The sequence below is a fragment of the Bradyrhizobium sp. genome (genome assembly GCF_030646015.1).
Taxonomy (GTDB): Bacteria; Pseudomonadota; Alphaproteobacteria; order Rhizobiales; family Xanthobacteraceae; genus Bradyrhizobium.
The window spans coordinates 1-24542 of record NZ_JAUSLT010000082.1; the positions used below are offsets into that span (position 1 = coordinate 1).

General features: G+C 64.9%; 22 protein-coding genes. 10 read left to right on the plus strand and 12 right to left on the minus strand.

Features of this window, described 5'->3' with window-relative positions; all coding sequences use genetic code 11:
* Positions 1–816, minus strand: an 816-nt coding sequence (gene coxB / locus Q7T45_RS12415; RefSeq protein WP_304871121.1) for a cytochrome c oxidase subunit II, incomplete at its 3' end; no start/stop codon positions are given.
* Positions 817–1310: 494 nt separating this feature from the next.
* Here coxB and Q7T45_RS12420 point away from each other — a divergent pair.
* Positions 1311–1886, plus strand: coding sequence for an invasion associated locus B family protein (locus Q7T45_RS12420; protein WP_304871123.1), 576 nt, complete (start codon positions 1311–1313; stop codon positions 1884–1886).
* A 6-nt stretch (positions 1887–1892) separates the two neighbouring features.
* Here the strand turns inward: Q7T45_RS12420 and Q7T45_RS12425 are convergent, their stop codons facing one another.
* The 3 genes from Q7T45_RS12425 to Q7T45_RS12435 form a co-directional block, all read right to left on the minus strand.
* On the minus strand, positions 1893–2225 hold the full coding sequence (locus tag Q7T45_RS12425; RefSeq protein ID WP_304871125.1) for a DUF5615 family PIN-like protein: 333 nt from the start codon (positions 2223–2225) through the stop codon (positions 1893–1895).
* Positions 2222–2443, minus strand: coding sequence for a DUF433 domain-containing protein (locus tag Q7T45_RS12430; protein WP_304871127.1), 222 nt, complete (start codon positions 2441–2443; stop codon positions 2222–2224). The genes Q7T45_RS12425 and Q7T45_RS12430 overlap by 4 nt, the downstream gene beginning before the upstream one ends.
* 105 nt (positions 2444–2548) lie before the next feature.
* On the minus strand, positions 2549–3043 hold the full coding sequence (locus Q7T45_RS12435) for a GNAT family N-acetyltransferase (RefSeq protein ID WP_304871129.1): 495 nt from the start codon (positions 3041–3043) through the stop codon (positions 2549–2551).
* A gap of 100 nt (positions 3044–3143) precedes the next feature.
* On the opposite strand from Q7T45_RS12435, the gene tldD reads away from it, so the two are divergent.
* From tldD to Q7T45_RS12450, 3 genes are all read left to right on the plus strand, one after another.
* Positions 3144–4562, plus strand: coding sequence for a metalloprotease TldD (gene tldD / locus Q7T45_RS12440; RefSeq protein ID WP_304871132.1), 1419 nt, complete (start codon positions 3144–3146; stop codon positions 4560–4562).
* Positions 4562–5329 carry a signal peptidase I gene (gene lepB, locus Q7T45_RS12445; RefSeq protein WP_304871133.1) on the plus strand — a complete coding sequence of 256 codons (768 nt, stop codon included), beginning with the start codon at positions 4562–4564 and terminating at the stop codon, positions 5327–5329. Before tldD ends, lepB begins: the two co-directional genes overlap by 1 nt.
* 114 nt (positions 5330–5443) lie before the next feature.
* Entirely contained in the window at positions 5444–6010 is a 567-nt protein-coding gene (locus Q7T45_RS12450; protein ID WP_304871135.1) for a nucleotidyltransferase family protein, read from the plus strand.
* Between the two features lie 166 nt (positions 6011–6176).
* Here the strand turns inward: Q7T45_RS12450 and Q7T45_RS12455 are convergent, their stop codons facing one another.
* The 3 genes from Q7T45_RS12455 to Q7T45_RS12465 all read right to left on the minus strand — a co-directional run bounded on the left by Q7T45_RS12455 (position 6177) and on the right by Q7T45_RS12465 (position 8792).
* Positions 6177–6734, minus strand: a complete 558-nt coding sequence (locus tag Q7T45_RS12455; RefSeq protein ID WP_370691260.1) for a PAN domain-containing protein — start codon at positions 6732–6734, stop codon at positions 6177–6179.
* A 102-nt stretch (positions 6735–6836) separates the two neighbouring features.
* Positions 6837–8207: a glutamate--cysteine ligase gene (locus tag Q7T45_RS12460; protein WP_304871139.1), complete on the minus strand. Its 1371-nt coding sequence runs from the start codon at positions 8205–8207 to the stop codon at positions 6837–6839.
* Between the two features lie 96 nt (positions 8208–8303).
* A complete protein-coding gene (locus Q7T45_RS12465) occupies positions 8304–8792 on the minus strand; it encodes a MarR family winged helix-turn-helix transcriptional regulator (protein WP_304871141.1) in 489 nt (162 codons plus the stop codon).
* A gap of 129 nt (positions 8793–8921) precedes the next feature.
* On the opposite strand from Q7T45_RS12465, the gene gstA reads away from it, so the two are divergent.
* Complete coding sequence (gene gstA, locus Q7T45_RS12470) at positions 8922–9539, plus strand: glutathione transferase GstA (RefSeq protein ID WP_304871143.1); 618 nt, start codon at positions 8922–8924, stop codon at positions 9537–9539.
* Between the two features lie 69 nt (positions 9540–9608).
* Here the strand turns inward: gstA and Q7T45_RS12475 are convergent, their stop codons facing one another.
* Both Q7T45_RS12475 and Q7T45_RS12480 read right to left on the minus strand, forming a co-directional pair.
* Positions 9609–10841: an FAD-binding oxidoreductase gene (locus Q7T45_RS12475; protein WP_304871146.1), complete on the minus strand. Its 1233-nt coding sequence runs from the start codon at positions 10839–10841 to the stop codon at positions 9609–9611.
* A gap of 169 nt (positions 10842–11010) precedes the next feature.
* On the minus strand, positions 11011–13233 hold the full coding sequence (locus tag Q7T45_RS12480) for a 3-hydroxyacyl-CoA dehydrogenase NAD-binding domain-containing protein (RefSeq protein ID WP_304871148.1): 2223 nt from the start codon (positions 13231–13233) through the stop codon (positions 11011–11013).
* Positions 13234–13336: 103 nt separating this feature from the next.
* Here Q7T45_RS12480 and Q7T45_RS12485 point away from each other — a divergent pair, with 103 nt between their 5' ends.
* On the plus strand, positions 13337–14113 hold the full coding sequence (locus Q7T45_RS12485) for an EAL domain-containing protein (protein WP_304871150.1): 777 nt from the start codon (positions 13337–13339) through the stop codon (positions 14111–14113).
* Positions 14114–14217: 104 nt separating this feature from the next.
* Here the strand turns inward: Q7T45_RS12485 and Q7T45_RS12490 are convergent, their stop codons facing one another.
* The 3 genes from Q7T45_RS12490 to Q7T45_RS12500 all read right to left on the minus strand — a co-directional run bounded on the left by Q7T45_RS12490 (position 14218) and on the right by Q7T45_RS12500 (position 17802).
* Positions 14218–15426, minus strand: a complete 1209-nt coding sequence (locus tag Q7T45_RS12490) for an acetyl-CoA C-acetyltransferase (protein WP_304871153.1) — start codon at positions 15424–15426, stop codon at positions 14218–14220.
* A gap of 81 nt (positions 15427–15507) precedes the next feature.
* Entirely contained in the window at positions 15508–17298 is a 1791-nt protein-coding gene (locus Q7T45_RS12495; protein WP_304871155.1) for an acyl-CoA dehydrogenase C-terminal domain-containing protein, read from the minus strand.
* A gap of 99 nt (positions 17299–17397) precedes the next feature.
* Positions 17398–17802, minus strand: a complete 405-nt coding sequence (locus Q7T45_RS12500; protein WP_304871158.1) for a nuclear transport factor 2 family protein — start codon at positions 17800–17802, stop codon at positions 17398–17400.
* A 120-nt stretch (positions 17803–17922) separates the two neighbouring features.
* Between Q7T45_RS12500 and Q7T45_RS12505 the strand changes: the two genes are divergently transcribed.
* The 4 genes from Q7T45_RS12505 (at position 17923) to Q7T45_RS12520 (ending at position 24036) form a co-directional block, all read left to right on the plus strand.
* Positions 17923–18474, plus strand: a complete 552-nt coding sequence (locus tag Q7T45_RS12505) for a PadR family transcriptional regulator (RefSeq protein ID WP_304871160.1) — start codon at positions 17923–17925, stop codon at positions 18472–18474.
* Between the two features lie 178 nt (positions 18475–18652).
* Positions 18653–22087: a hypothetical protein gene (locus tag Q7T45_RS12510; protein ID WP_304871162.1), complete on the plus strand. Its 3435-nt coding sequence runs from the start codon at positions 18653–18655 to the stop codon at positions 22085–22087.
* Positions 22088–22321: 234 nt separating this feature from the next.
* Positions 22322–23248, plus strand: coding sequence for a sulfite exporter TauE/SafE family protein (locus tag Q7T45_RS12515; protein WP_304871164.1), 927 nt, complete (start codon positions 22322–22324; stop codon positions 23246–23248).
* Positions 23245–24036 (plus strand): TIGR02186 family protein, encoded by a 792-nt coding sequence (locus Q7T45_RS12520; RefSeq protein WP_304871166.1) that lies wholly within the window; start codon positions 23245–23247, stop codon positions 24034–24036. The genes Q7T45_RS12515 and Q7T45_RS12520 overlap by 4 nt, the downstream gene beginning before the upstream one ends.
* Positions 24037–24542 lie beyond the last annotated feature (506 nt).

Genomic DNA, 24542 nt, shown 5'->3' on the forward strand with positions numbered 1-24542 from the left:
GGCGAACGAGTTCGCCGGGTTGGTCGCAAACTTCTTCTTCGCGGTCTCAACCCAGGCCGCGAATTCCTGATCGCTCACCACCCGCACCGCGATCGGCATGAAGGCGTGGTCCTTGCCGCACAGTTCCGAGCACTGGCCGTAGAACCAGCCGGTCTTGGTGGCCTTGAACCAGGTCTCGTTGAGACGGCCGGGGATGGAATCGATCTTGATGCCGAAGGACGGCACCGCGAAGGCGTGGATGACGTCGGCGCCGGTGGTCTGGATCCGGATCACCTTGTTGACCGGCACCACCATCTCGTTGTCGACGCCGAGCAGCCGGGGTTTCTTGTCCTGGGCCATCAGCGAATCGAATTCGAACTTGCCGTTATCGGGATAGGCGTAGGTCCAGTACCACTGCTTGCCGGTCACCTTGACGGTGAGGTCGGCCTTGGGAATGTCGAGCTGCTGGAACAGCAGCCGGAACGACGGCACCGCGATGGCGACCAGGATCAGCACCGGAATCAGGGTCCAGGCGACTTCGATCAGGGTGTTGTGGGTGGTCTTGGAGGGGACCGGGTTGGCCTTGGCGTTGAACTTCACCACGACCATGATCAGCAGCACCAGCACGAACAGCGTGATGATGGTGATGATCCAGACCAGCAGGGTGTGGAACGAGGTGATCTTGTCCATCACCGGCGTGGCCGATTCCTGCAGGGTCCATTCCCACGGCTTAGGCTGGCCCAATTCGGCAAACGCCACCCCGCCGGCCGCCAGCGCAACGCCTGCCACCGCCAAACCCAGCAACCGTCGGCCAATCTGGCCCTTCGACATCTTCATGCCGCTCGCGCTCCCATGATGAATTCCCAAAGCTAAATCCCCAAAGCATTCCGCCGGATGGCGGGAGATGCTGCACGATCCGTCCCCAGACAAACGGCCTTGGGAAGTACTGCCTGGAGTACCGGGGCCAGAAAGCTAGAACGCGTCGAAATCCAGCCTCTCAAACCATAATTCTCAGGCTCTCGCAATGCAGTAGTAAGGCATGGCGCGGCGCATCACCTGCTATTCGGCGCATGTCGCATTTTCCCGTGGAATCAGGCCAACGTCCCATTCTGGCAGCCCGATCGCGCTTGACAGCCGGATTGCCCGATGTAGGCACAGACAGGGTGATCCCGAGGGGCCTGATTCGCCCTGGGGAGCACCCATCCCGGCGTAAGGTCCGGAAATATCGCCTTCAAGGCGCCGTCATTTGCCGTATCAGTCCAAGGCCAGTTAAAGGCCAGTCCAATGCTCGGACCGGCCCAGCCTGAGGAATACCAGAGGAATCGACCCTGATGGGGCGTTCGACATACCGGGCGACAAGCGTGGGCCACGGCGGCCAGGGTTGGGCCGCCGGTTTGGGCCGCCTCAAAGCCGCGAACTTGGCCGCGGCCGGCCTCGCCGTCGCGCTGTCATTGGGCCTGACCGGCGCCGCCCACGCGCAAGGCGCGGTGCGCTCGGTGCATGGCGACTGGCAGATCCGCTGCGACACCCCGCCGGGCGCCCAGGGCGAGCAATGCGCCCTGATCCAGAGCGTCGTGGCGGAAGACCGCTCCAATGCCGGCCTCACCGTGATCGTGCTGAAAACCGCCGACCAGAAGAGCAAGCTGATGCGCGTGGTGGCGCCGCTCGGCGTGCTGTTGCCCTCCGGGCTCGGCCTGAAGCTCGACAATCAGGACGTCGGCCGCGCCGGTTTTGTCAGATGCCTGCCCAATGGCTGCGTCGCCGAGGTTGTCATGGACGACAAATTGCTCGGGCAGCTGCGCACCGCGAAAACCGCGACCTTCATTATCTTCGAGACCCCGGAAGAGGGCATCGGCTTTCCGCTGAGCCTGAACGGCATCGGCGAGGGCTATGACAAGCTGCCGTGAGGGGAATCAGTAGATTTCGAGACATGTTGCGCCATCATCTTTCCCGAACCCTGCGATCAGTTCGGCGTGACGCCGCAGCAAATTAGAAATGGCTGCGGTCGATTGGTTTCCTGCCCGCAACCAGATCACTTTAGGCGGCGAGCCCAACACGGCCGCCATTTCGGCGAAATCAACATCCTGAGACACAATCGTGAAGCCCTGCGTCTTGGCGTGATCCCACACGTTGCGGTCGTCGGCTTCCGAAAGGCCCAATAGCCGAACGTGATTCGATTCCGGGAAGAGGTCGGCGATCGCCTCGCATAGCCTGAAACTGAGGTTTTGATCGAACAACAACTTCATGAGGCGGTGACAAGTCGCCTTTCACGGTCGGCGGCATACGCCAGGCAGGCCCGGATATCGTCCTCGGTCAATTCGGGGAAATCGTCGAAGATTTGTTGATGGGTCTGGCCGGCCGCGAGCCAACCGAGCACATCCGCCACCGCAATCCGCATATGCCGGATGCACGGGCGACCGCCCCGCTTGCCCGGTTCGATGGAGATGATGTGATGGTAGTCCATGCCGGAAATCTAGCATCATTCGAGGCCCGGCGCAGCAATGTTTCGCAAGGCATTCGGCCATCGCGAGGCCGGACGCCCAAGCTGCCGTGAGGAGGGAGCCGCGCCTCACTCGAACAAGACGGCCATGAACAGCACGTTTTCGTACACGCCGTCGACCTGAACCGCGTCGCGCTGCAGGCCCTCAACTTCGAAGCCGACTTTCTTGTAAAGCTGGACCGCGCTGGTGTTGTTTTCGCGGACCGTCAGTTCGACACGGTGGAGCCCGAATGCCCTGGCCGCGGCGAGCGACCGCCGGATCAAGTCGGTGCCGATCCCCTGACCACGGAATGGCGGCAGCAGGCCCATGCCCAGCACACCGGTCCGGACATAGATCGGCCGGTCCTTTGGCAGGACATCACACCAGCCGACCACTTCGCCCGCCGATACCGCGACGAACTCGGGACGGCCACGCTTGATGATGTCGAGCACGAAGGCCCGGACACTCTCCAGCGGCGGGGCCTCAAGGAACGACAGATATCGTCGCTCCCGCGCGACGAAATCGAGGGTTCGGTGAAATCCCTCGATATGACTTTCCTCAATCGGAACAATATCCACCGACATAGTGACCATTCCTGCCCCAGGGGGTGGATTCCGCCCCTCGCGGAACGACCGTGAAGCAACTATCTTGGATTTCAGCGCCTCCCACAACGGACCTCCCCCCATGACCCCCACAACCTCCCTGCTCGACCGCGCCAATCTCGACCGCGATGCCGTCCGCCATCAGGTGGCCCGCGGGCTGGATGGCGCGGACGACGGCGAGCTGTTCCTGGAATACAGCCAGTCCGAGGCGCTGATGTTCGACAATGGACGGCTGAAGCAGGCCACCTACGACACCGCGCAGGGGTTCGGCTTGCGCGCGGTGAAGGACGACGCGGTCGGCTATGCGCATTCTTCCGACGTGTCGCTGCCGGCGCTGGTCCGCGCCGCGGACGCGGTCAATGCGGTGCGCGGCGGCTACAGCGGGAAACTGGCGGCGGCGCCGGCGCATACCAATGTGCGGCTCTATGGCGACGAGAATCCGCTGGATGCGCCGGGCTTTGAATCCAAGATCAAGCTGCTGGCCGAGATCGACGCTTACGTGCGCGACAAGGATCCGCGGGTGCGGCAGGTGACGGTCAGCCTGATGGCGACCTGGCAGGTGGTGGAAATCCTGCGGCCCGACGGCGAGAGCTATCGCGACATCCGGCCGCTGGTGCGCGTCAATGTTTCCGTGGTGGCCGGCCAGGGCGACCGGCAGGAAAGCGGCAGCAAGGGTTATGGCGGCCGCGAGCCTTACGCGCGCTTCATCGAGACCAAGGCGTGGCGCGACGCCGCCGACGGCGCGATCCGCGAGGCCATGGTCAATCTGGAATCGGTGCCGGCTCCGGCCGGCGAAATGGACGTGGTGCTCGGCGCCGGCTGGCCCGGCGTGATGCTGCATGAAGCCGTGGGCCACGGCCTCGAGGGCGATTTCAACCGCAAGCAGACCTCTGCCTTCGCCGGGTTGATGGGCCAGCAGGTCGCGGCCAAAGGCGTCACCGTGGTCGATGACGGCACCATGGCGTCGCGGCGCGGTTCTCTTTCCATTGACGACGAAGGCACCCCGACCAACCGCACCGTGCTGATCGAGGACGGCATCCTGGTCGGCTACATGCAGGACCGCCAGAACGCCCGGCTGATGAACATGAAGCCGACCGGCAACGGCCGCCGCCAGGGCTACGCCCATGTGCCGATGCCGCGCATGACCAACACCTACATGCTTTCGGGACAGCGCGATCCCGCCGAGATTCTCGCCTCGGTAAAGAACGGCATCTACGCCGCCAATTTCGGCGGCGGCCAGGTCGACATCACCTCGGGCAAATATGTGTTCCAGTGCACCGAGGCCTACAAGATCGAGAACGGCAAGATCGGCGCGCCCTTGAAGGGCGCCATGCTGATCGGCAACGGCCCGACCGACCTGCATCGCATCACCATGGTCGGCAATGATCTGGCGCTCGATAGCGGGATCGGCACCTGCGGCAAGAACGGCCAGGGCGTGCCGGTCGGTGTCGGCCAGCCGACGCTGCGGATGGAAAAAATCACGGTCGGAGGAACAGGCTAGTGAGCATCGACAAGGAACCCGCAGCCCCGAAGGCGAGCAGCTGGCGCGGCCAGGCCGTGCAACTCGCGGCGATCGTGGCCGTCGTGTTCGTCGCCAAGGGCGCGATTGCCGAGCCATTCTACATTCCGTCGGGATCGATGGAGCCGACGCTGTTGATCGGCGACGCGCTGCTGGCATCGAAATATCCCTACGGCTACGGCACCTCGTCGCTGCCGATCCAGATCAACCTGCCCGAGACCGGGCGGGTGTTCGGCGGCACGCCGAAGCGCGGCGACGTCGTCGTGTTCCGCTGGCCGGGCGACCGCTCGCAGGCCTGGGTCAAGCGCGTCGTCGGCCTCCCCGGCGACCGCATCCAGATGCGGCAGGGCCAGCTCTTCATCAACAATCGCGCCGCCGCACTGAAGCCGGACGGGACAGGACAATCCGAGGACGATGCCGGCGGCGGGCCGGCCCAGCGCTTCATCGAGACGCTGCCGGATGGAGTCACCCACGCGATCTTCAAGATGCGCGACAATGGCCGGCTCGACAATACGCCGGAAGTGACGGTGCCGCCGGACCGGCTGTTCGTGCTCGGCGATAACCGCGACAATTCCGCCGACAGCCGCGTCGCCGTGCGCGACGGCGGCGTCGGGCTGTTGCCGATGGACAATCTGGTCGGCCGTGCCGACGCCGTGGTCGGATCCTGGGACCTCGGCATCCGCGGCCAGCCGGTATGGACCTGGCTGTCCGGTTTCCGCGTCGCGCGGTTTTTCACCGCGGTACATTGAGACTCGTAGGGTGGGCAAAGGCGCGCGCTTCGCGCCGTGCCCACCATCTTCGTTCGACAATGCCAATGGTGGGCACGGCGCGAAAAGCGCCTTTGCCCACCCTACGAAACCGTCATGAACCAATCCGAATTCCTCGCCGCCGCCCTTCGCAATCCGGTCAATGCGGCGATATCGGATGAATTATACCGCCTCGCTTTGCCGGATGCATGGCTCGTCTCGGGATGCCTGGTGCAGACCGTCTGGAACGGGTTGACGAACCGCGCGCCCGACTACGGCATCAACGATTACGACGTGTTCTATTTCGATCCCGACATCTCGTGGCAGGCCGAGGATGCCGTGATCCGGCAGTTGCAGAACGCATTCGCCGCGCCCGGTGTCACGGTCGAGGCGCGCAACCAGGCCCGCGTCCATCTCTGGTATCCGCAAAAGCATGGCCTGCCCTACCCTCCGCTGCGATGCTCGACCGAGGGCATCGATCGCTTCCTGACCAGGAATACCAAGGTCGGAATCCGTCGCACGCAGGATGGTTACGACGTCTATGCGCCCCACGGCTTTGACGACATTGCCGGCATGGTGGTGCTGCCGAATCCCGGGCCGAATTTTTCACCGGCAAATTACGCTGACAAGGCGGCGCGCTGGAAGAAGCTGTGGCCGGAGGTCACGGTGCTGCCGGCGGATTAAACTCGCTGTCGTCCCGGACAAGCGAGCAACGCGAGCGCCGATCCGGGACCCACCGGCGGTGGTTGTTGCGAAGAGCGTCCGACACAATGCCGCAACGATAGATCACGCGGTATGGGTCCCGGATCGGCGCTCCCTGCGGTCGCTTGTCCGGGACGACAAACCTTTGTTACCGCACCACGCCCGAGGTAAACCCGGCCTTGCGCCGCGGCGGCTTGATGTCGTTTTTCAGGAAGCAGCGCGCGGCCTTGCCGGCATAGCCCGGGCGGGCATAGGTCCAGGCGCGGCAATGATTGTCGGCGGTGCAGGCGGCCTTGCACTCGTCGTCGCCTTCGCTGCCGCCCTTCGCCTCGAAATTGCGGTAGTCGCCGCCGAACCGGTCGATCGAGGTCTCGATCTTGTCGTTCTTCGGCTCGACCACGCCGGCCCCGCGGACGCCCGAGACGCAGCAATTGTTATGGACCCGCGCCGGCACCGTGCTCTTCAGCCAGCACACCGCGCCGTCCTTCACATCGGTCGGATAGTTGAAGCTCCAGGAACGGCAACGCCGGTCGCGCTCGCACGCCAGGGCGCAATCCGCCGGATCGCCAGAGGGGATCAGCCCGCTGTGATAATCGCCGCCCGGACGATCGAAATTGGCCTGAGCCTGAGCTGGTCGGGTGGCCGTGGTGAACGCCAGCATGGCAAATACCACCAAACACGCCCTGAGCAGGCGGCCTTTCCACATACCCTGTCGCTTTCGACTGATTGGACTCAACCCGCGGTTCGCGGGCCGCCATTTGATCGCCGTCAACCTGTACGGCGGATGAACGGCGTTCAACAGTCTGAGTTAGAAAGCGTATTCGTCGTAGGCCGGTTCCACCGAGCCATGCCAGGGGCCATTGAATTTCTCCAGCATCTCCTCGGCGGGGGTGTGGCCGGAATCGATAATGCGCTCCAGCGGCTCCAGATGCCGGCTCTCGTCACGGCCGAGGTGATCGACGCGCTCACGCCGCCGCAGGCCCGAATGCGCCAGCGCCACGCATTCCCTGGCGATTTCGAACAGATAGCGGTCGTGGATCCTGGCCTTGAAGCCGAAGCGCGGCACGTCGTCGCGCAGCGCCTGGCGCTCGGCGGCGTTCCAGTGCTTCACAAGGTCCCAGGCGGCGTCGAGGCTGGTGTCGTCATAGAGCAGTCCGACCCAGAACGCCGGCAGCGCCGGCAGCCGTCCCCACGGCACACCGTCGGCGCCGCGCATTTCCAGGTACCGCTTCAGCCGCACCTCGGGGAAAATCGTCGACAAATGGTTGGCCCAGTCCGACAGCGTCGGCCGCTCGCCGGGGAACGCGGGATTCTTGCCCTCGAAGAAAGCGCGGAACGATGAACCGGAGACATCGATATATTCCTCGCCGCGTTTCACAAAATACATGGGGACGTCGAGCGCGTAATCGACCCAGCGCTCGAACCCCATGCCGTCCTCGAACGCCCACGGAATCATCCCCGACCGCGCATTGTCGGTATCGCGCCAGATCTCGGAGCGGAACGACAGGAAGCCGTTGGGCTTGCCCTCGGTGAACGGCGAATTGGCGAACAGCGCGGTCGCGATCGGCTGCAGGGCGACCGACACGCGCAGCTTCTTGACCATGTCGGCTTCCGACGAGAAGTCGAGATTGGTCTGCACCGTGCAGGTCCGGTACATCATGTCGAGGCCGTACTGGCCGACCTTCGGCATGTAGTTGGTCATGATCTTGTAGCGGCCCTTGGGCATCATCGGAATCTGTGCCCGCGACCATGATGGCGTCATGCCGAGCCCGAGAAAGCCGATGCCCAGGGGCGTTGCGACCTCGCGCACCTGCGCCAGATGCGCCATCAGTTCGGACTGGGTCTGGTGCACGGTCTCGACCGGCGCGCCTGACAGTTCGAACTGCCCGCCGGGCTCCAGCGAGATCGCGCCGCCGCCGGTGACGTCGTAAAGGCCGATGATGTTGCCGCGCTCCATGATCGGCTCCCAGCCGAGCAGGAGCTGCATGCCCTCCAGCACGGCGCCGATGCCGCGCGCGCCTTCGTAAGGCACGGGATGGTGGCCCTGCAGCGTGAACGGGGTCTTTTCGTGCTCGGTGCCGATCCGGAATTCGGAAGGCGGCTTCACGCCCGCCGCCAGCCACGCCACCAGTTCGTCGCGCGACTGCAGCGGCGTCATATCGATCTGATCACGCGCCATGCAAATTCCGGATGTGGGGCGCTGCGAGCGAACGCGCGCGGTGTCGGGGGTATCCGCGGACCAACCGGCCCGGGAATACTTGCGGAGAAAATGATATCATCGGGCGGGCGCGCCGTCTCTCGCGGCGAGCACTGGCGTCTCGCCGCAGGAGCAGCCCAGCCGGTCGAGCAGTCCGCAGAGCCTGACGGCATCGGCATCGGACAATTTCGAGCCGACATGTTTTTCGATCGCGGCGGAATACGCGTTCCACATCTTCTTCTGCAGCTCGCGCCCCGCCTCGGTGATCTCGACGAACTGGCCGCGCTTGTCGATCTTGCATTCGCGGCGCGCCGCCAGTCCCTCGTCCACCAGCCGGTCGATCAGCCGCGAGGTCGAGTATTGCGGAATCAGCATCTGCTTTTCCAGCTCGACCGGGCGCATTTCGCCCGACGGCGCCCGCGACAGTTCGAGCAGCGCGTCATACCAGGCCAGCGGCGGATAGCCGGCCTTCTTCAGCTCCTGCTCGACGGCATCGAGCACCCGGCTCTGCACCCGCATCAGGCGGATCCAGGCGGCGGTCGCCTCGGTCGATGGTTTGCGCTTCATGGTCCAGCCCACAATGTCAGAAGGGAGTGTACCTCACTAAATGCACCTGCATCAATCTTGACTATTTCATGCAGATGCATTTAATCCCCCGGTCCCGTATAGCCAATAATCCAAGGGAAGGAAAACTCCATGAAACTCTATTATTCCCCCGGCGCCTGCTCGCTTTCGCCCCATATCGCGCTTCTTGAAGCCGGTTTGCCTTACGATCTGGTCAAGGTCGATCTGAAGGCCAAAAAGCTCGAAAACGGCGACGATTACCTCAAGATCAACCCCAAGGGCCAGGTGCCGGCGTTGGCGCTGGACTCAGGCGAACTCGTCACCGAGGGCCCCGTCATCGTCCAGATGATCGCCGACAAGGTTTCGGGCAAGAATCTGGCGCCCGCCCGCGACAGCGCCGAGCGCTACAAGCTGCTGGAGTGGCTCAACTTCATCACCACCGAGCTGCACAAGAATTTCGGCCCGATGTTCTCACCGGTGCTGGCCGACGACGCCAAGGCGTTCTTCAAGGACCGCGTGATGGGCAAGTTCAAGTACCTCGACGGCGCGCTGGCCGGCAAAGACTACCTGATGGGCAAGCAGTTCACCGTCGCCGACGGCTATCTGTTCACGATGCTGTCCTGGGCCGAGCGGATGAAGTTCGACCTCGCCGCGCTGCCGAACCTGCTCGCCTACAAGGCCCGCGTCGGCGCGCGTCCGGCCGTGCAGGCGGCGCTGACCAAGGAAGGCCTGATGAAGGCGGCGGCGTAAGCCTTCGAGGATAGCGACAAACCTGAAAGGGCCGGATCGATGATCCGGCCTTTTTGTCTGGAGAGGCGATCAGTATCGCGCTGGCCTGAAGGCCGATGCGTCGGTGAAGGGCTCCTCGCCGTTCATTAACTCGGCCAGCATGCGGCCGGTCGTAGGCCCGAGCGTGTGGCCGTGATGGCCGTGCCCGAAATGCATCCACAAACCCCTGTGCTTCGGCGCCGGTCCCACGACCGGCAGCATGTCGGGCATGCAGGGGCGAACGCCGCTCCAGGGTTCAGCCTCGACCGCAGTGCCGAGGTCGACAAGCCGCCGCGCCGCCTGCTCGGCGCGATCGAGTTGGCGCGACTGCGGCAACCTTTCCGGTCCCATCAATTCGGCGCCGGACGTAATCCGCAATCCCTTCGCCATCGGCGCCATGGCGTAGGCGAACGCAGGATCGTGCAGCGGCAGATTGAGCCGACCGCCGCCGCTGAAATGCCGGTGGTAACCACGCTTGCGAAGCATCGGAAAACGATAGTCGAATTTCTGCAGGAGATCGGGAGACCATGGACCCAGGGACACCACGGCCGCCTCGGCAGCGATCGGGCCATCATTCGATTGAACCGTCCAGCCGGCAGCCGTCGGCGCCAACGTGGCCGCATCGCCGTTGACGAAGGTGCCGCCGTTGCGTGTGAACAAGTCGGCATAGGCAGAGACGAGCCCGCCCGGGTCCGAGACCGTCCAGGGGTCGCGCCAGTGAACAGCCCCCGCCCCGGTCTCGTTGAGCTCGGGCTCGGCCGCGGCAAGCTGTGCCGGGCTGATGATTTCCGATCGCACGCCGAATTCGGCCGCCAGCGTCTCGGCGACCGCCGCCACTTCATCCAGTGCTGCCTGGGTACGGCGCAGGGAATGATAGCCGCTTCGCTGCACCAGATTATCAGCGCCAGCTTCCCGGATCAGCACGTCATGCTCGCTCGTCGCCTTTGCGATGAGCCGCGCGTAAGCCTGCGAAATGCGGTCGTGCCGATCCGGCGCGGAATGCCACCAGTACCGCAGCAAGGGACCAAGATGCCGCGGCAGCCAACTGACGCCGTAATGGACATCGTTGGCGCGCCCTGTCGCGATCGCCGCCAGCGTCGCAAGATCACGCGGCATCGGATAAGGCCGCACGGCTTCGCTCTGGATGAAGCCGGCATTGCCGTAGCTCGTCTCACGGCCGGGCGGCTTGCGATCGACCAGCACGACGGACCAGCCGCGGCGCTGCAACTGCAGCGCGGTGGAGACCCCGACCATTCCGGCGCCGAGAACGATAACGCTTCGCATGGGATCTCGATCCTGAGTGCCTGCTCCGCTGCGCTCCCTCTCCCGCGCTTGCGGGGGAGGGCTGGGGTGGGGGCCCTCTCAACGAACGCCGGCGCTCGTTGACGCATTCCCCCACCCGCCGCGCTTCGCGCGGCGACCTCCCCCGCAAGCGGGAGAGGTAAGAATCGCCTTACGCCGCCTTCTCCGCCAGCTTCTTCGGCGGGAAGCGGCCGTAGAAGGTCTCGCCCTTGGCGGCCATTTCGACCAGCAGCTTCGGCGGGGTGAAGCGCGAGCCGTATTTGGCTTCGAGCTTGTGGCACAGCGCGACGAAGTTCTTGGTGCCCATGAAGTCGATATAGGACAGCGTGCCGCCGGTGAACGGCGCGAAGCCGAAACCGAGGATCGAGCCGACATCGGCCTCGCGCATGTCGGTGATGACGTGATCTTCCACCGTGCGCGCGGCTTCCACCGCCTGCACCACGAGGAAGCGCTGCTTCATCTCCTCGATGTCGAGCGTATCGGGATCGAGATGTTTCGATTGCAGGCCGGCGAGCTCGGTCCACAGGCTCTTCTGGCCCTTGCCCTTTTCGGGATAATCGTAAAATCCCTTGCCGTTCTTGCGGCCGAAGCGGCCCTGCTTCTCGACCATTTCGACCAGGAGCTTCTTCTGGCTCTGGTCGATGGCGTTGGCGCCGAGATCGGCCTCGGTCGCCTTCATGATCTTGAGCACGAGATCGAGCGCGACTTCGTCGGACAGCGACAGCGGCCCGACCGGCATGCCCGCCATCTTGGCGGTGTTCTCGATCATCGCCGGCGGCACGCCTTCCATCAGCATCTCCAGGCCTTCGGCGGTGAAGCGCAGTACGCAACGGTTGGCGAAGAAGCCCCTGGAGTCATTGACCACGATCGGGGTCTTGCCGATCACCCGCACGTAGTCGAGCGCGGTGGCGAGTGCCACGTCATTGGTGTTCTTGCCGACGATGATTTCCACCAGCATCATCTTTTCGACCGGCGAGAAGAAGTGAATGCCGATGAACTTGCCCTGGTCCTTGAACTCTTCCGCCAGCGAATTGATCGGCAGTGTCGAGGTGTTGGAGGCAAAAATGGCGTCGGACTTCAGCAGCGGCTGCGCCTTGGCGTAGGTCTCCGCCTTGACCTTGCGATCCTCGAATACCGCCTCGATGATGAGGTCGCAATCCCCAAGCACGTTGTAATCGGCGGTCGCGGTGATGCGGCCGAGGATCGCCTCGCTGTCGCTTTCCTTGGCGCGGCCCTTCTTGATCAGGTCGTCGATCACGGCCTTGGCGTGGCCCTTGCCCTTGTCGGCGCTGGCCTGGTCGCGGTCGATCAGCACCACGTCGATGCCGGCGCGCGCCGAAACGTAGCCGACGCTGGCGCCCATGAAGCCGGCGCCAATGATCGCGAGTTTCTTCACCTTGGTCGGCGGCACGTTCTGCGGACGCCGCGCGCCCTTGTTCAATTCCTGCATCGACAGGAACAGGCTGCGGATCATCGCAGCCGCTTCCTTGGAGCGCAGGATCTTGGTGAAGTAGCGCGATTCAACCCGAAGCGCCGCGTCGATTGGCAACTGCAGGCCCTCATAGACGCAGCTCATGATGGCGCGCGCCGCCGGATAATTGTCGTAGGTCTCGCGGCGGAAAATCGCGTTGCCGGCCGGGAACATCTGCATGCCCATCTTGGAAAACACCGGGCCGCCGGGAAGCTTGAAGCCTTTTTCGTCCCAGGGCGCGATCGCCTTGCCGCCGCCCTTGATCCAGTCCTTTGCCGCCTTGATGAGATCGGCCGCGGGAACGATCGCATGGATCAGATTCAGCGCCTTGGCCCTGGCGACATTGATCGCTTCGCCCTTCAGGAGCAGCTGCATGGCGTCCTGCGGCGAGACGATGCGCGGCACGCGCTGGGTGCCGCCGGCGCCGGGGAACAGGCCGACCTTGATTTCGGGCAGGCCGAGACGGGTCTTGGGATTGTCGGCGGCGACGCGGTAGTGGCAGGACAGCGTCAGTTCAAAACCGCCGCCGAGCGCCAGCCCGTTGATCGCGGCAGCCCATGGCTTGCCGGAGATCTCGATGTTGCGAAACACCTGCGAGAACCGGCGGCTCTGGTCGAACAGCACCTGGTTGGCGGCTTCCTCACCCTTGGCCTTCAGCATGTCGGCATATTGCTTGCTCATGCCCTCCAGCATCGACAGATCGGCGCCGGCGCACAGCGCCTCCTTGCCCGAGGTGATGACGACGCCCTTCACGGCAGCATCAGCCGAGGTCTGCTTGACGATTTCCTCGAGTTCGGTGACCGAGGTTTCGTCCAGCACGTTCATCGAGCGGCCCGGGGTGTCCCAGGTCACCAGCACGATGCCGTCGGCGTCCGTGTCGAGTTTGAAATTCTTGAAGGCCATGGGTCTGTTCCTCTGTCCGGTTTCGCTCAATGTGCTCTTAAGGAGCGGTCAATCACTCGTGGGCTAGGCTTTCGCCCAGATTCAGTCAGTGACAGGCCAATCCATGGGTAATGTTTGTGTCGGATGCCGCGACAACGTCGCGCTTCCGTTCGATTTCAAGATGGCGTTCCAGCCGATTGTCGATGTCACCAACCACCGCGTCTGGGGTTACGAAGCGCTGGTGCGCGGCGTCAACGGCGAATCCGCGTTCTCGATCCTGAGCCAGGTCACCGAGGAACAGCGCTACCGGTTCGACCAGGCCGCGCGGGTGATGGCCATCGAGACCGCGGGGCGGCTGTTCACCGGACAGGACCTGCGGCTCTCGATCAACTTCATGCCCAACGCCGTCTACGAGCCCAGCGCCTGTATCCAGAAATCGCTCGCTGCCGCCAAACGCGCCGGGTTCCCGCACCGGAACCTGATGTTCGAATTCACCGAAAACGAAAAGATGGAAGATCCCGCCCACGTGCAGCGGATCGTCGAAGCCTACCGCAAGCTGGGGTTCTGGACCGCGCTGGACGACTTCGGCGCCGGCTATGCCGGACTTGGATTGCTGGCGCGGCTGCAGCCGGACCTGATCAAGATCGACATGGAATTGCTGCGCGACATTCACCTCAGCCGCGCCAGGCAGGCGATCGTCGCCGGCATCGTCGGCATCGCCCGCACGCTCGACATTCACGTCCTGGCCGAGGGCGTCGAAAGCGACGACGAACTCACCGTGCTGCGCGCGGCCGGTATTTCGCTGTTCCAGGGTTACCATTTTGCCAAGCCCGCCTTGATGGCGCTTCCGGATGTTCCGCTGCTCGCGAGCCCGGTCGCAGCGAGCGCTGTCCGGGCGTAGATCTCGTAGGGTGGGCAAAGGCGCGCCTTCGCGCCGTGCCCACCATCTTCGTCAATGCATGTGTCTGGTGGGCACGGCGAAGACGCCTTTGCCCACCCTACGGCTCATACTCTTTCGATGATGGTGGCGGTGCCCATGCCGCCGCCGATGCAGAGCGTGATCAACGCGGTCGACTTGTTGGTGCGCTCGAGTTCGTCGAGCACGGTGCCGAGGATCATCGCGCCGGTAGCGCCGAGCGGATGGCCGAGCGCGATGGCGCCGCCATTGACGTTGATCTTGGCACTGTCGATGTCGAAGGCCTGCATGTAGCGCAGCACCACCGAGGCGAAGGCTTCGTTCAGCTCGAACAAATCGATGTCCGATTTCTTCATGCCCGAGCGCTCGAACAGTTTTTCGGTGACGTCGACCGGACCGGTCAGCATCATCGCCGGCTCCGAGCCGATATTGGCGAAGGCGCGGATTTTCGCGCGCGGCTTCAGGCCGTGCTTGGCGCCCGCCTCCTTGCTGCCGAGCAGGACGGCGCCGGCGCCGTCGACGATTCCCGACGAATTGCCGGCGTGGTGCACGTAATTGATGCGTTCGACTTCCGGATGCGACTGGATCGCCACCGCATCGAAGCCGCCCATGGCGCCGACCGCCGCGAACGCGGCCTGCAGCTGGCCGAGCGACTGCATCGTCGTGGTGGGACGCATATGCTCGTCCTTGGCGAGGATGGTGAGGCCGTTGATGTCTTTCACCGGCACCACCGAATTCTTGAAGCGGCCTTCGTCCCAGGCCTTCGCGGCGCGCTGCTGGCTCTGCACCGCATAGGCGTCGACGTCGTCGCGCGAGAATCCGTATTTGGTGGCGATCAGGTCGGCCGACACGCCCTGCGGCATGAAGTAGGACGGCACCGCGATCGAGGGGTCCATCGGCCAGGCCCCGCCGGAGGCGCCGATACCGACGCGGCTCATCGATTCGGCGCCGCCGCCGATGACGAGGTCGTGCTGGCCGCTCATGATCTGGGCGGCCGCGAAATTCACGGCATCGAGGCCGGAGGCGCAGAAGCGGCTGATCTGGATGCCGGGGACGGCTTCACCGAGGCCCGCATTCATGGCCGCGAACCGGGCGATGTCGGAGCCGGCTTCGCCGACCGGATCGACCACGCCGAGAATGACGTCGTCGACGATGTCTTCCCCAAGATTGTTGCGCTCCTTGAGCGCCCTCAGCGGCACCGTGGCCAGCGCCACGGCGGTCACCTCATGCAGCGCGCCATCGGCCTTGCCGCGGCCGCGCGGCGTGCGAACGTGATCGTAGATATATGCCTCAGGCATGAAGCCCTCCTGGTATGAGGATCATTATTTGGTGCGATGGGAAGATGTCGCGGTCAGATCGGGCCGCGGAGACTTCTGCGATCAGAAGGCTTCCGCCGCCAATTCCATTGTCGTGTCGCATCCGGTCTGGATGCGGGCAAGATGAAGTGCGGTTTCCGGCAGCATCCGTTCCATGAAGAAGCGGCCGGTGACGAGCTTGGTGGAGAGATAGGGCGTCGTGCCGCTGCCCGCAATCTTGTCCTGGGCGACTTTCGCCATCCGCGCCCACATATAGGCGAAGGTGACGAGGCCAAACAGTTGCATGTAATCGGTGGCGGCGGCGCCGGCATTGTCGGGCTTCATCATCGCGTTCTGCATCAGCCAGGTGGTGGCCTGCTGCAGATGGCCGAGCGCCGTGGAGAGCGGCGCGACATAGGGCTTCATGGCCTCGTCGGCGCCGTGGTCCTTGGCGAAGGCGGCGACTTCGCCGAAGAACGCCATCACCGCGCGGCCGCCGTCACGCGGCAGCTTGCGGCCGACCAGATCGAGCGCCTGAATGCCGTTGGCTCCCTCATAGAGCATCGCGATGCGGGCATCGCGCACGAACTGCTCCATGCCGTGCTCGGCGATATAGCCGTGGCCGCCATACATCTGCTGCGCCAGCACCGAATTGGAGAATCCGACATCGGTCATGACGCCCTTCATGATCGGCGTCATCAGTCCCATGTGATCGTCGGCCTCCTGGCGATCCTTCGGATCGCTGGAGCGGTGGGCGACGTCGCTCTTCAGCGCGGTCCAGATCACCATGGCGCGCGCCGCTTCGTTGAAGGCGCGAATCGTCAAAAGGGTGCGGCGCACGTCGGGATGCACGATGATCGGATCGGCCGGCTTGTCCGCCGCCTTGGCGCCGGTGAGCGAGCGGCCCTGCAGGCGTTCGCGGGCATAGTTCGCGGCGTTCTGGTAGGCGACTTCGGACTGCGCCAGCCCCTGCACCGCGACGCCGAGCCGGGCCTCGTTCATCATCACGAACATGCCCTGCATGCCCTTGTTTTCCTCGCCGATCAGCCAGCCGGTGGCGCTGTCGTAATTCATCACGCAGGTGGAATTGCCGTGGATGCCCATCTTGTGTTCGATCGAGCCGCAGGTGACGCCGTTGCGCTCGCCGAGCGAACCATCGGCCTTGACCAGGATCTTGGGCACCACGAACAGCGATACGCCCTTGATGCCGGCTGGTGCGCCCTCGATGCGCGCCAGCACCAGATGGATGATGTTTTCGGTGAGATCGTGCTCGCCGGAGGAAATGAAGATCTTGGTGCCCGTGATCTTGTAGCTGCCGTCGGCCTGCCTGACGGCCTTGGTGCGCAGCAGGCCGAGATCGGTGCCGCATTGCGGCTCGGTGAGATTCATGGTGCCGGCCCACTCGCCCGCCACCATCTTCGGCACGAACATCTTCTTCTGTTCCGGCTTGCCGTGCACCATCAGCGCCGCGGTGGCGCCCATGGTCAGGCCGCCATACATCGAAAACGCCATATTGGCCGAGGACTGGAATTCGGTGACCGCCTGGGTCAGCGTGACCGGCAGGCCCTGCCCGCCATATTCCGACGGCGCCGACAAGCCCAGCCAGCCGCCTTCGGCCACCTGCTTGAACGCGGCCTTGAAGCCTTTCGGTGTGGTCACCGAGCCATCGTCATGGCGTTTGCAGCCCTCGAGATCGCCGACGCGGTTGAGCGGCTGCAGTACTTGTTCGCTGAGTTTGGCGGCCTCGCCCAGAATCGCGTCGCGCACATCGGCGGAGGCATCGCTGAAGCCTGGAAGGTTATTGTAGCGATCGATCTGAAACACGTCGTTGAGCAGGAAGGTGACGTCTTCCACAGGGGCTTTGTAGATCGGCATGGGCATCCTCCCGGCTGGCTTGCTCCGTGCAACGGAGCCATCGCAGCAATGGTTGGGGTTTCAGAAAGAACCTTATCCGGTTCCGAAGGTCATAGGGAGCTACTTCGAGGCCGCAGCTTGCGCCGCTGCCAGCTGCTCGCCCATCAGCCGGTGCAGCAGGTTGATCGCCTTGAGCGGGCGCACCATCACCTTGAAATTCGTGATCCGGCCATCGGCGGCGAAGGTGATGATGTCGACGCCGTTGAGCTTGATGCCGTCGATCTCGGTCTGGAATTCGAGCACCGCGCCGCTGTCGCTGCGCCATTCGCCGGTATAGGCGAAGCCCGGGCCACCCAGCACCTTGTCCGCGCTCGCCAGATACTTGAAGGTAATGTCGCGGCCGCGCTGCGGCGTGTGCACGACGGGGCTTTCGAACACCGCGTCCGGATGCAGCAGATCCCATAGCGCCGCGCGGTCATGGGACTTTATATAGCCGTACCATTTGTCGAGGCCGGTCATGCTCATCGGACGTCTCCTGTCCATGAAAGCGCGACGGGCGCGCCATCATATGCACATTGACGCATATGCACTTTTAGGCATATTGTCAAGAATACCTGGAAGGCAAGAACCTGGGAGGGTTGGCGCTTGGCGCTCGGTGACGCAATCCTTGCCTGCCTGACGGAAGGTCCGATGACGGGCTATGAGCTCGCCAAGACGTTCGACGCGTCGATCGGCTTCTACTGGAAGGCCAACCACCAGCAGATCTACCGCGAGCTGACCAAGCTGCGCGAGCGCGGCCACATCGAGGGTTGCGAGGTGGTGCAAACCGGCAAGCCCAACAAGCTGGTCTACACTCTGACATCCGAGGGCCGGGCGGCGTTGCGGCACTGGGGCGCGCGGCCGAGCGTGCCGCCGTCGATCAAGGACGACCTGCTGGTGCGGCTCTATGCGCTCGACGGCGTCGATATCGGCCCGTTGCGCGCCGACCTGATGGCGCGGCTGGAACACCACCGCGACCGCTGTGCGCGCTACGAACGCATCCTCCAAAAACGCTTCCCTGACGGAACCGCGTCGCCGGCGGATATCGGCAAGCTGCTGGCGCTTCGTCTCGGTGTTCGTCATGAGCGGGTCGTGGTGGAGTGGTGCGAGGAGGCCCTGCAGGCCCTGCCGGCCAGCGCCGCCGGCCCGGCAATTTGACCGGCACAGCAACTTTCCGGCCACGCCGGGCCATTCCTTAACCGGTTCTTTACCGTAACACGAAAAAGTCGAGTTCTGAGGCAGACGACCTGCGCGGAATTCGATTGTCTCTTCAGTGGGACGCGCGGGGAGGCTGAAGGCGCAGGTTGGCGCGCCGGAGTCGGAACCGGACGAGAGCATGAATTCGCGCGTATCGTGGAGTGTTGAAGGCATCGATCCATCCGTGCGCGAGAGGGCCGAGGCCGCCGCGCGCCGCGCCGGCATGTCGTTGAACGACTGGCTCAACTCCACCCTCGGCGAAACAGCCCGGCCGGATTTTCAAAGCCCCTACGATCAGCCCGCGGCGATGCCGGGCCGAGAGACGCCCGACGTCTCCGACATCCACCAGCGGCTGGATTCGATCACCCGCCAGATCGAACAGATTTCGCAACCCCGCGCGCGCGGCGAGGTGCCGCGCAGTGAGATGCCCCGCAATGATGCCCCGCACTCCGATACGCCGCGAAGCGACGCTGCGCGCGGCGAACCGGGCGTCGCCCGGCAATTGAATGACGCGATTTCGCGCCTCGATGCGCGGCTGTCGCAAATCTCCAATCCGGCGCCGAGACAGGCCCAGATGCAGGACAGGCAGCGCCAGGCCGAGATGGTCGAGCGCGCCGCCAGCCAGGTGTATCGCCCCTCGCCGCCGCTCAGCCCGGCGTCGTTCGATTTTGCGATCGCGGAAATCGCCGCGCGCCAGAACGAACTCGATGCTCCCGCACCCCGCTCGATGCCGCCGCGCAGCGCGCCGCCGAGGGCAGCCACGATGGCGCAGCCAATGGCGCCCGCCATGCCGATGGCGCCCCCGATGCAGCCGGCGGCGCCCACGGGTCTGGATTTTTCCTCGCTGGAACGGCATCTGCTCAAGATCACCAGCCAGATCGAGGCGCTGCAGCGTCCCGACGGAATCGAGCAATCGATCACCGCGTTCCGCGCCGAGCTGGCGGACATTCGCGCCGCCATCACCGAGGCGATGCCGCGCCGGGCGATCGAATCGATCGAGAACGAAATCCGCTCGCTGTCGCGCCGCATCGACGACACCCGCCAGAGCGGTACCGACGGCCAGGCGCTGGCCGGCATCGAACGCGCGCTCTCCGAAATTCGCGAAGTGCTGTTCTCGCTGAAGCCGGCGGAACAGCTCGCCGGCTACGACGACGCGATCCGCAATCTCGGCGGCAAGCTCGACCTCATCCTGCGCGCCAATGACGACCCCTCCACGGTGCAGCAGCTCGAAGGCGCGATCGCCGCGCTTCGCGCCATCGTTTCCAATGTCGCCTCCAATGACGCGCTGGCGCGGTTGTCCGACGACGTGCACATGTTGTCGTCGAAGGTCGACCAACTTGCCCGCAGCGAGGGCAACAGCGATTCCTTTGCAAGCCTCGAAGCCCGCATCGCGGCGCTGACCTCGACGCTGCAAACCCGGGAGCAGCCTGCGTCCGGCGCCAACAACGAACATATCGAGGGCGCGCTGCGGTCGCTGTCCGACCGCCTCGACCGCATGCCGGTCGGCAACGACAGCGCATCGGCGTTCGCCCATCTCGAACAACGCGTCTCCTATCTGCTGGAGCGGATCGAAAGTTCGACCGATCCCCGCGCCGGCAATCTCGGCCGGGTCGAGGCCGGGTTGCAGGACATCCTGCGCCATCTGGAAAACCAGCATGCGGCCGTGGTCGCGCTGGCCGAAAACAACCGCAATGCCAGCGCGCCGCAGCCGTTCGACAACGGCGTCGTCGACATGGTCAAGCGCGAGATGTCCGACATCCGCTTCAGCCAGTCGGAAACCGACCGCCGCACCCAGGATTCGCTGGAAGCCGTCCACTCTACGCTTGGCCACGTGGTCGACCGGCTCGCCATGATCGAAGGCGACCTGCGCAGCGCGCGCGCTTTGCCCGCAGCACCCCAGCTGCAGATGCCGCCGGCGCCTGAACCCGTTTCCGCGCCTGCGGCCGCACCCCGCGTGGCGATGCCGCCGCAGCCGAAGCCCGAACTGCCAAATCCCGCCGCGGCGCATGAGCATTTCGCCACCGCGCCGCGCGAATTCCAGGCCGTGCAGCCGCCGGCGACGGCCGTCGCCGCGGCGCCGCGCGCCATCAGCGAGATTCTCGAACCGTACACGGCGCCGCGCGCCGTGATCGCGCCGGATCTGCCGCCCGATCATCCGCTCGAACCGGGAACCCGCCCCACCGCGAGGGCGGCGACGCCGTCGGAGCGCATCGCCGCTTCCGAAAGCGCGATCAGCGAAATTCCGCCTGAGAGCCGCGAGCCCGTCAGCACCTCCAGTTTCATTGCCGCCGCGCGCCGCGCCGCGCAGGCCGCTGCCGCCGCGGCGCCTGCCGAAAAGGCCGGCCGCGGCCCGTTCAAGTCCGCCGCAAGCAAGGCCAAGGATTCGAGCAAGGCCCCGAACAAGGACCCGAACAAGGAGCCTTCGACCATCACCTCCAGGATCCGCTCGCTGCTGGTCGGCGCGAGCGTGGTCGTGATCGTGCTCGGCACCTTCAAGATGGCGATGACGCTGCTCGACAGGGAAACCGCGCCGCCGATGCCGGCGATGGAGAGCTCGATCGAGCCGGCGCCCGCGGCCCAGCCGCCCGCCGCCGACAGCGCCAGGCCGGCGATGCCGGCGCCCGCACCGCCCTCGATGACCTCGCCGACGCCGATCGGCCGGCAATCGTTCAACAATTCCACGCCCGACGGCACCGCGACGGTGGCGATCCCGCAGGCGGCGGCGATCCCGGCGGCCTCACCCGCGGCCTTGCCCGCTTCCTTGCCGATAGCGGCAAGCGACATCACCGGCGCGATTCCGACCCAGCCGGCTACGCCTGCCAGCCGCAAACTCACCCAGGTGCAGGTGCCGCCGAGCGAGCGGCTGCCCGAGGCGATCGGCGGACCCGTGCTGCGCGCGGCGGCGCTGAAGGGCGATGCGACCGCGGCCTACGAGATCGGCGTGCGTTTCGCCGAAGGCAAGGGCGTTGCGGCGAATTTCGACGAAGCCGCCAAATGGTACGACCGCGCGGCGCAGGCCGGCGTGGTGCCGGCGATCTTCCGGCTCGGGACCCTCTATGAGAAGGGTCTCAGCGTGAAGAAGGACGTCGAAATCGCGCGGCGCTATTACATGCAGGCCGCCGAACGCGGCAGCGCCAAGGCGATGCATAATCTGGCGGTGCTCGACGCCGACGGCGGCGGCAAGGGCGCCAACTACAAGAACGCGTCGCAATGGTTCCGCAAGGCGGCCGATCGCGGCGTCGCCGACAGCCAGTTCAACCTCGGCATCCTCTATGCCCGCGGCATCGGCGTCGACCAGAACCTCGCCGAATCCTTCAAATGGTTCAGCCTTGCCGCGGCGCAGGGCGACGCGGATTCGGTCCGCAAGCGCGACGATATCGCCAAGCGGCTCGACGCCCAGTCGCTGGCGGCGGCCAAGCTCGCGATCCAGACCTTCACGCCGGAGCCACAGCCCGACGACGCCATCAACGTGGCGGCCCCGGCCGGCGGCTGGGATGCGGCCCCGGTGCAGGCCACCACCGCGAAGCCCGCGGCGAAGCCGGTCGCGACCAAGCGCGCCGCCGCCGCGCATTAATCTGAATCATCAACCACACCGCGAGATCGCGCGCGATCTCACGGCAATTAATTGCCGGCCTGCGGATTCTTTAGTCCCTCCCCCTGCCGATTTCGGTTATGCAGGAGCTCGGCAACCGGGCGTGCGCCGCTTTCGCGGGCGCATCGCGGACTCCCTGCCGGCCAATGCTCGATCAAGAAACCAGACCGTGAGCGGCCCCGGCCGACCTGACGGCCCATAGCAGAAGTATAGCGCGTGCAGCTCTACCTCCCGATCGCCGACATTCCGGTCAACGTTTTCCTCATCCTGGCGATGGGCGCGGCGGTCGGCTTCGTGTCAGGCATGTTCGGGATCGGCGGCGGGTTCCTGATGACGCCGCTGCTGATCTTCGTCGGCATCTCGCCCGCGGTCGCGGTCGCCTCGGTCGCCAGCCACATCGCCGCCTCATCGTTCTCGGGCGCGCTGTCCTACTGGCGCCGGCGCGCCATCGACCCGGCGCTGGCGCTGGTGCTGTTGAGCGGCGGCATCGTCGGCACCGCATTGGGGGTCTGGACCTTCACGCTGCTGCGCTCGCTCGGCCAGCTCGATCTCCTGATCGCGCTGTCCTACGTCATCCTGCTCAGCAGCGTCGGCGGCCTGATGTTCTGGGAAGGCCTGCGCGCCATCCTGCGGGCACGGCGCGGCGTGGCCTCGCTGGCGCGGCGCTCGGGCAGCCACGGCTGGATTCACGGCCTGCCGCTCAAGATGCGCTTCAAGCGCTCCAAGATCTACCTTTCGGTGATTCCGATCATCGTGGTCGGCCTGATCATCGGCTTCATCGGCGCGATCATGGGCATCGGCGGCGGCTTCATCCTGATTCCGATCATGATCTATCTGTTGCGCGTGCCGACCTCGACCGTGATCGGCACCTCGATGGTGCTGACGCTGGTGACCATGGTGATCGCCACCATGCTGCATGCGGTCACCAATCATCTGGTCGATGCCGTGCTGGCGCTGATCCTGATGGTCGGCGGCGTCACCGGCGCGCAGTTCGGCGCGCGGGCGGGCCAGAAGATTCGCGGCGAGCATCTGCGGCTGCTGCTCGGCCTGCTGATTCTCGCGGTCGGCATCCGCTTTGCGATCGAACTCGGGATCCGTCCCGACGAGCTCTTCACCGTCCGGGAAACCGGAGGTGCGGGATGATCGCGCGCACCTCACTCGCAGCTGTCGTTCTCGCGCTGGCGCTGGCCGCGGGCGTCGCCACGTCGCCGGCACAGGCGGAGCGGCTGATCGTCTCGGTCTCGAACCACCGGGTAACCGTGACGCCGAACTATTCCGGCGAGGAACTGGTGCTGTTCGGCTCAGTCGAAAAGGACGCCTCCACGCCGGCGACCCGCACCAGTTACGATCTGGTCGTGACCGTTTCCGGGCCGCGCGCCGACATGGTGACGCGCCGCAAGGAGCGCAAGCTCGGCATCTGGATCAACACCGACTCGCGGGAGTTTCTCAAGGTGCCGGCCTATCTGGCGCTGTTTTCCAACCGGCCGTTCGACGCCATCGCTTCGCCCGAGGTCACGCGGCGCCAGCAGCTCGGCCTCAACAACGTATTGCTGACCCAGCGCGTCGGACCCGATTATGCCGACGTGGTGCCGAACGATCCGTTCCGCAGCGCCTTCGTCCGGCTGCGCTCGCAGCACGGCCTCTATCGCGAGGAGACCTCGGCGGTGACGTTCCTGACCCCGACGCTGTTTCGCACCGGCATTCCGCTGCCCGGCGAAGTGCCGATCGGAACCTATGACGTCGAGATCAAGCTGTTCTCCGACGGCGCGCTGGTGACCAAGACCGACACCGCGTTCGAAATCGTCAAGGTCGGCTTCGAGCAGTTCGTCGCCAACTCCGCGCGCAACAACGGTTTTGCCTATGGCCTGGCCACGGCGTTCATGGCGCTGATGACGGGCTGGATGGCGTCGATCGTGTTCCGGAAGGATTGAAGCCTGTCTGGAAGCCCGTCTTCACTCTCCCCTGGAAGAAACCGGGGGCTCGGAAAGGCGGCCGCCACAATCAACACTGTCGTCGCCCGGCTCTTGACCGGGCGATCCAGTACGCCGCGGCTTCTCGGCTCTATCGCTGGCGTCTCTGGAATACTGGGTCGCCCGGACTTCGCCGGGCGATGACACCGGTATTGGTGCAAGCGGTATGCGCTCAAACGCATATTCAAATTTCAAACAACCAGCAGATACACGTCCGCATTCCCGCGGCGCGATGCGCCCGAGGATTTGCGTCGGGTTCGCCCTCTCTCGAGAAAAGAGGGCGCGGGGAAAGCCGGGCGCCGATCGCACCCGCGGTCGTGCACAAAAAGCGCACGAGTAGACCACAGGTGAACCGGATCATCCGGCTTTCCCTGCACGATGGGTTACGGCTTATACGTGATCACCCTGGTGACCGGGCTTTCTTGCCACCATCGCCCTGCGGATTGACGATGCCTGCGAAGCCCGGT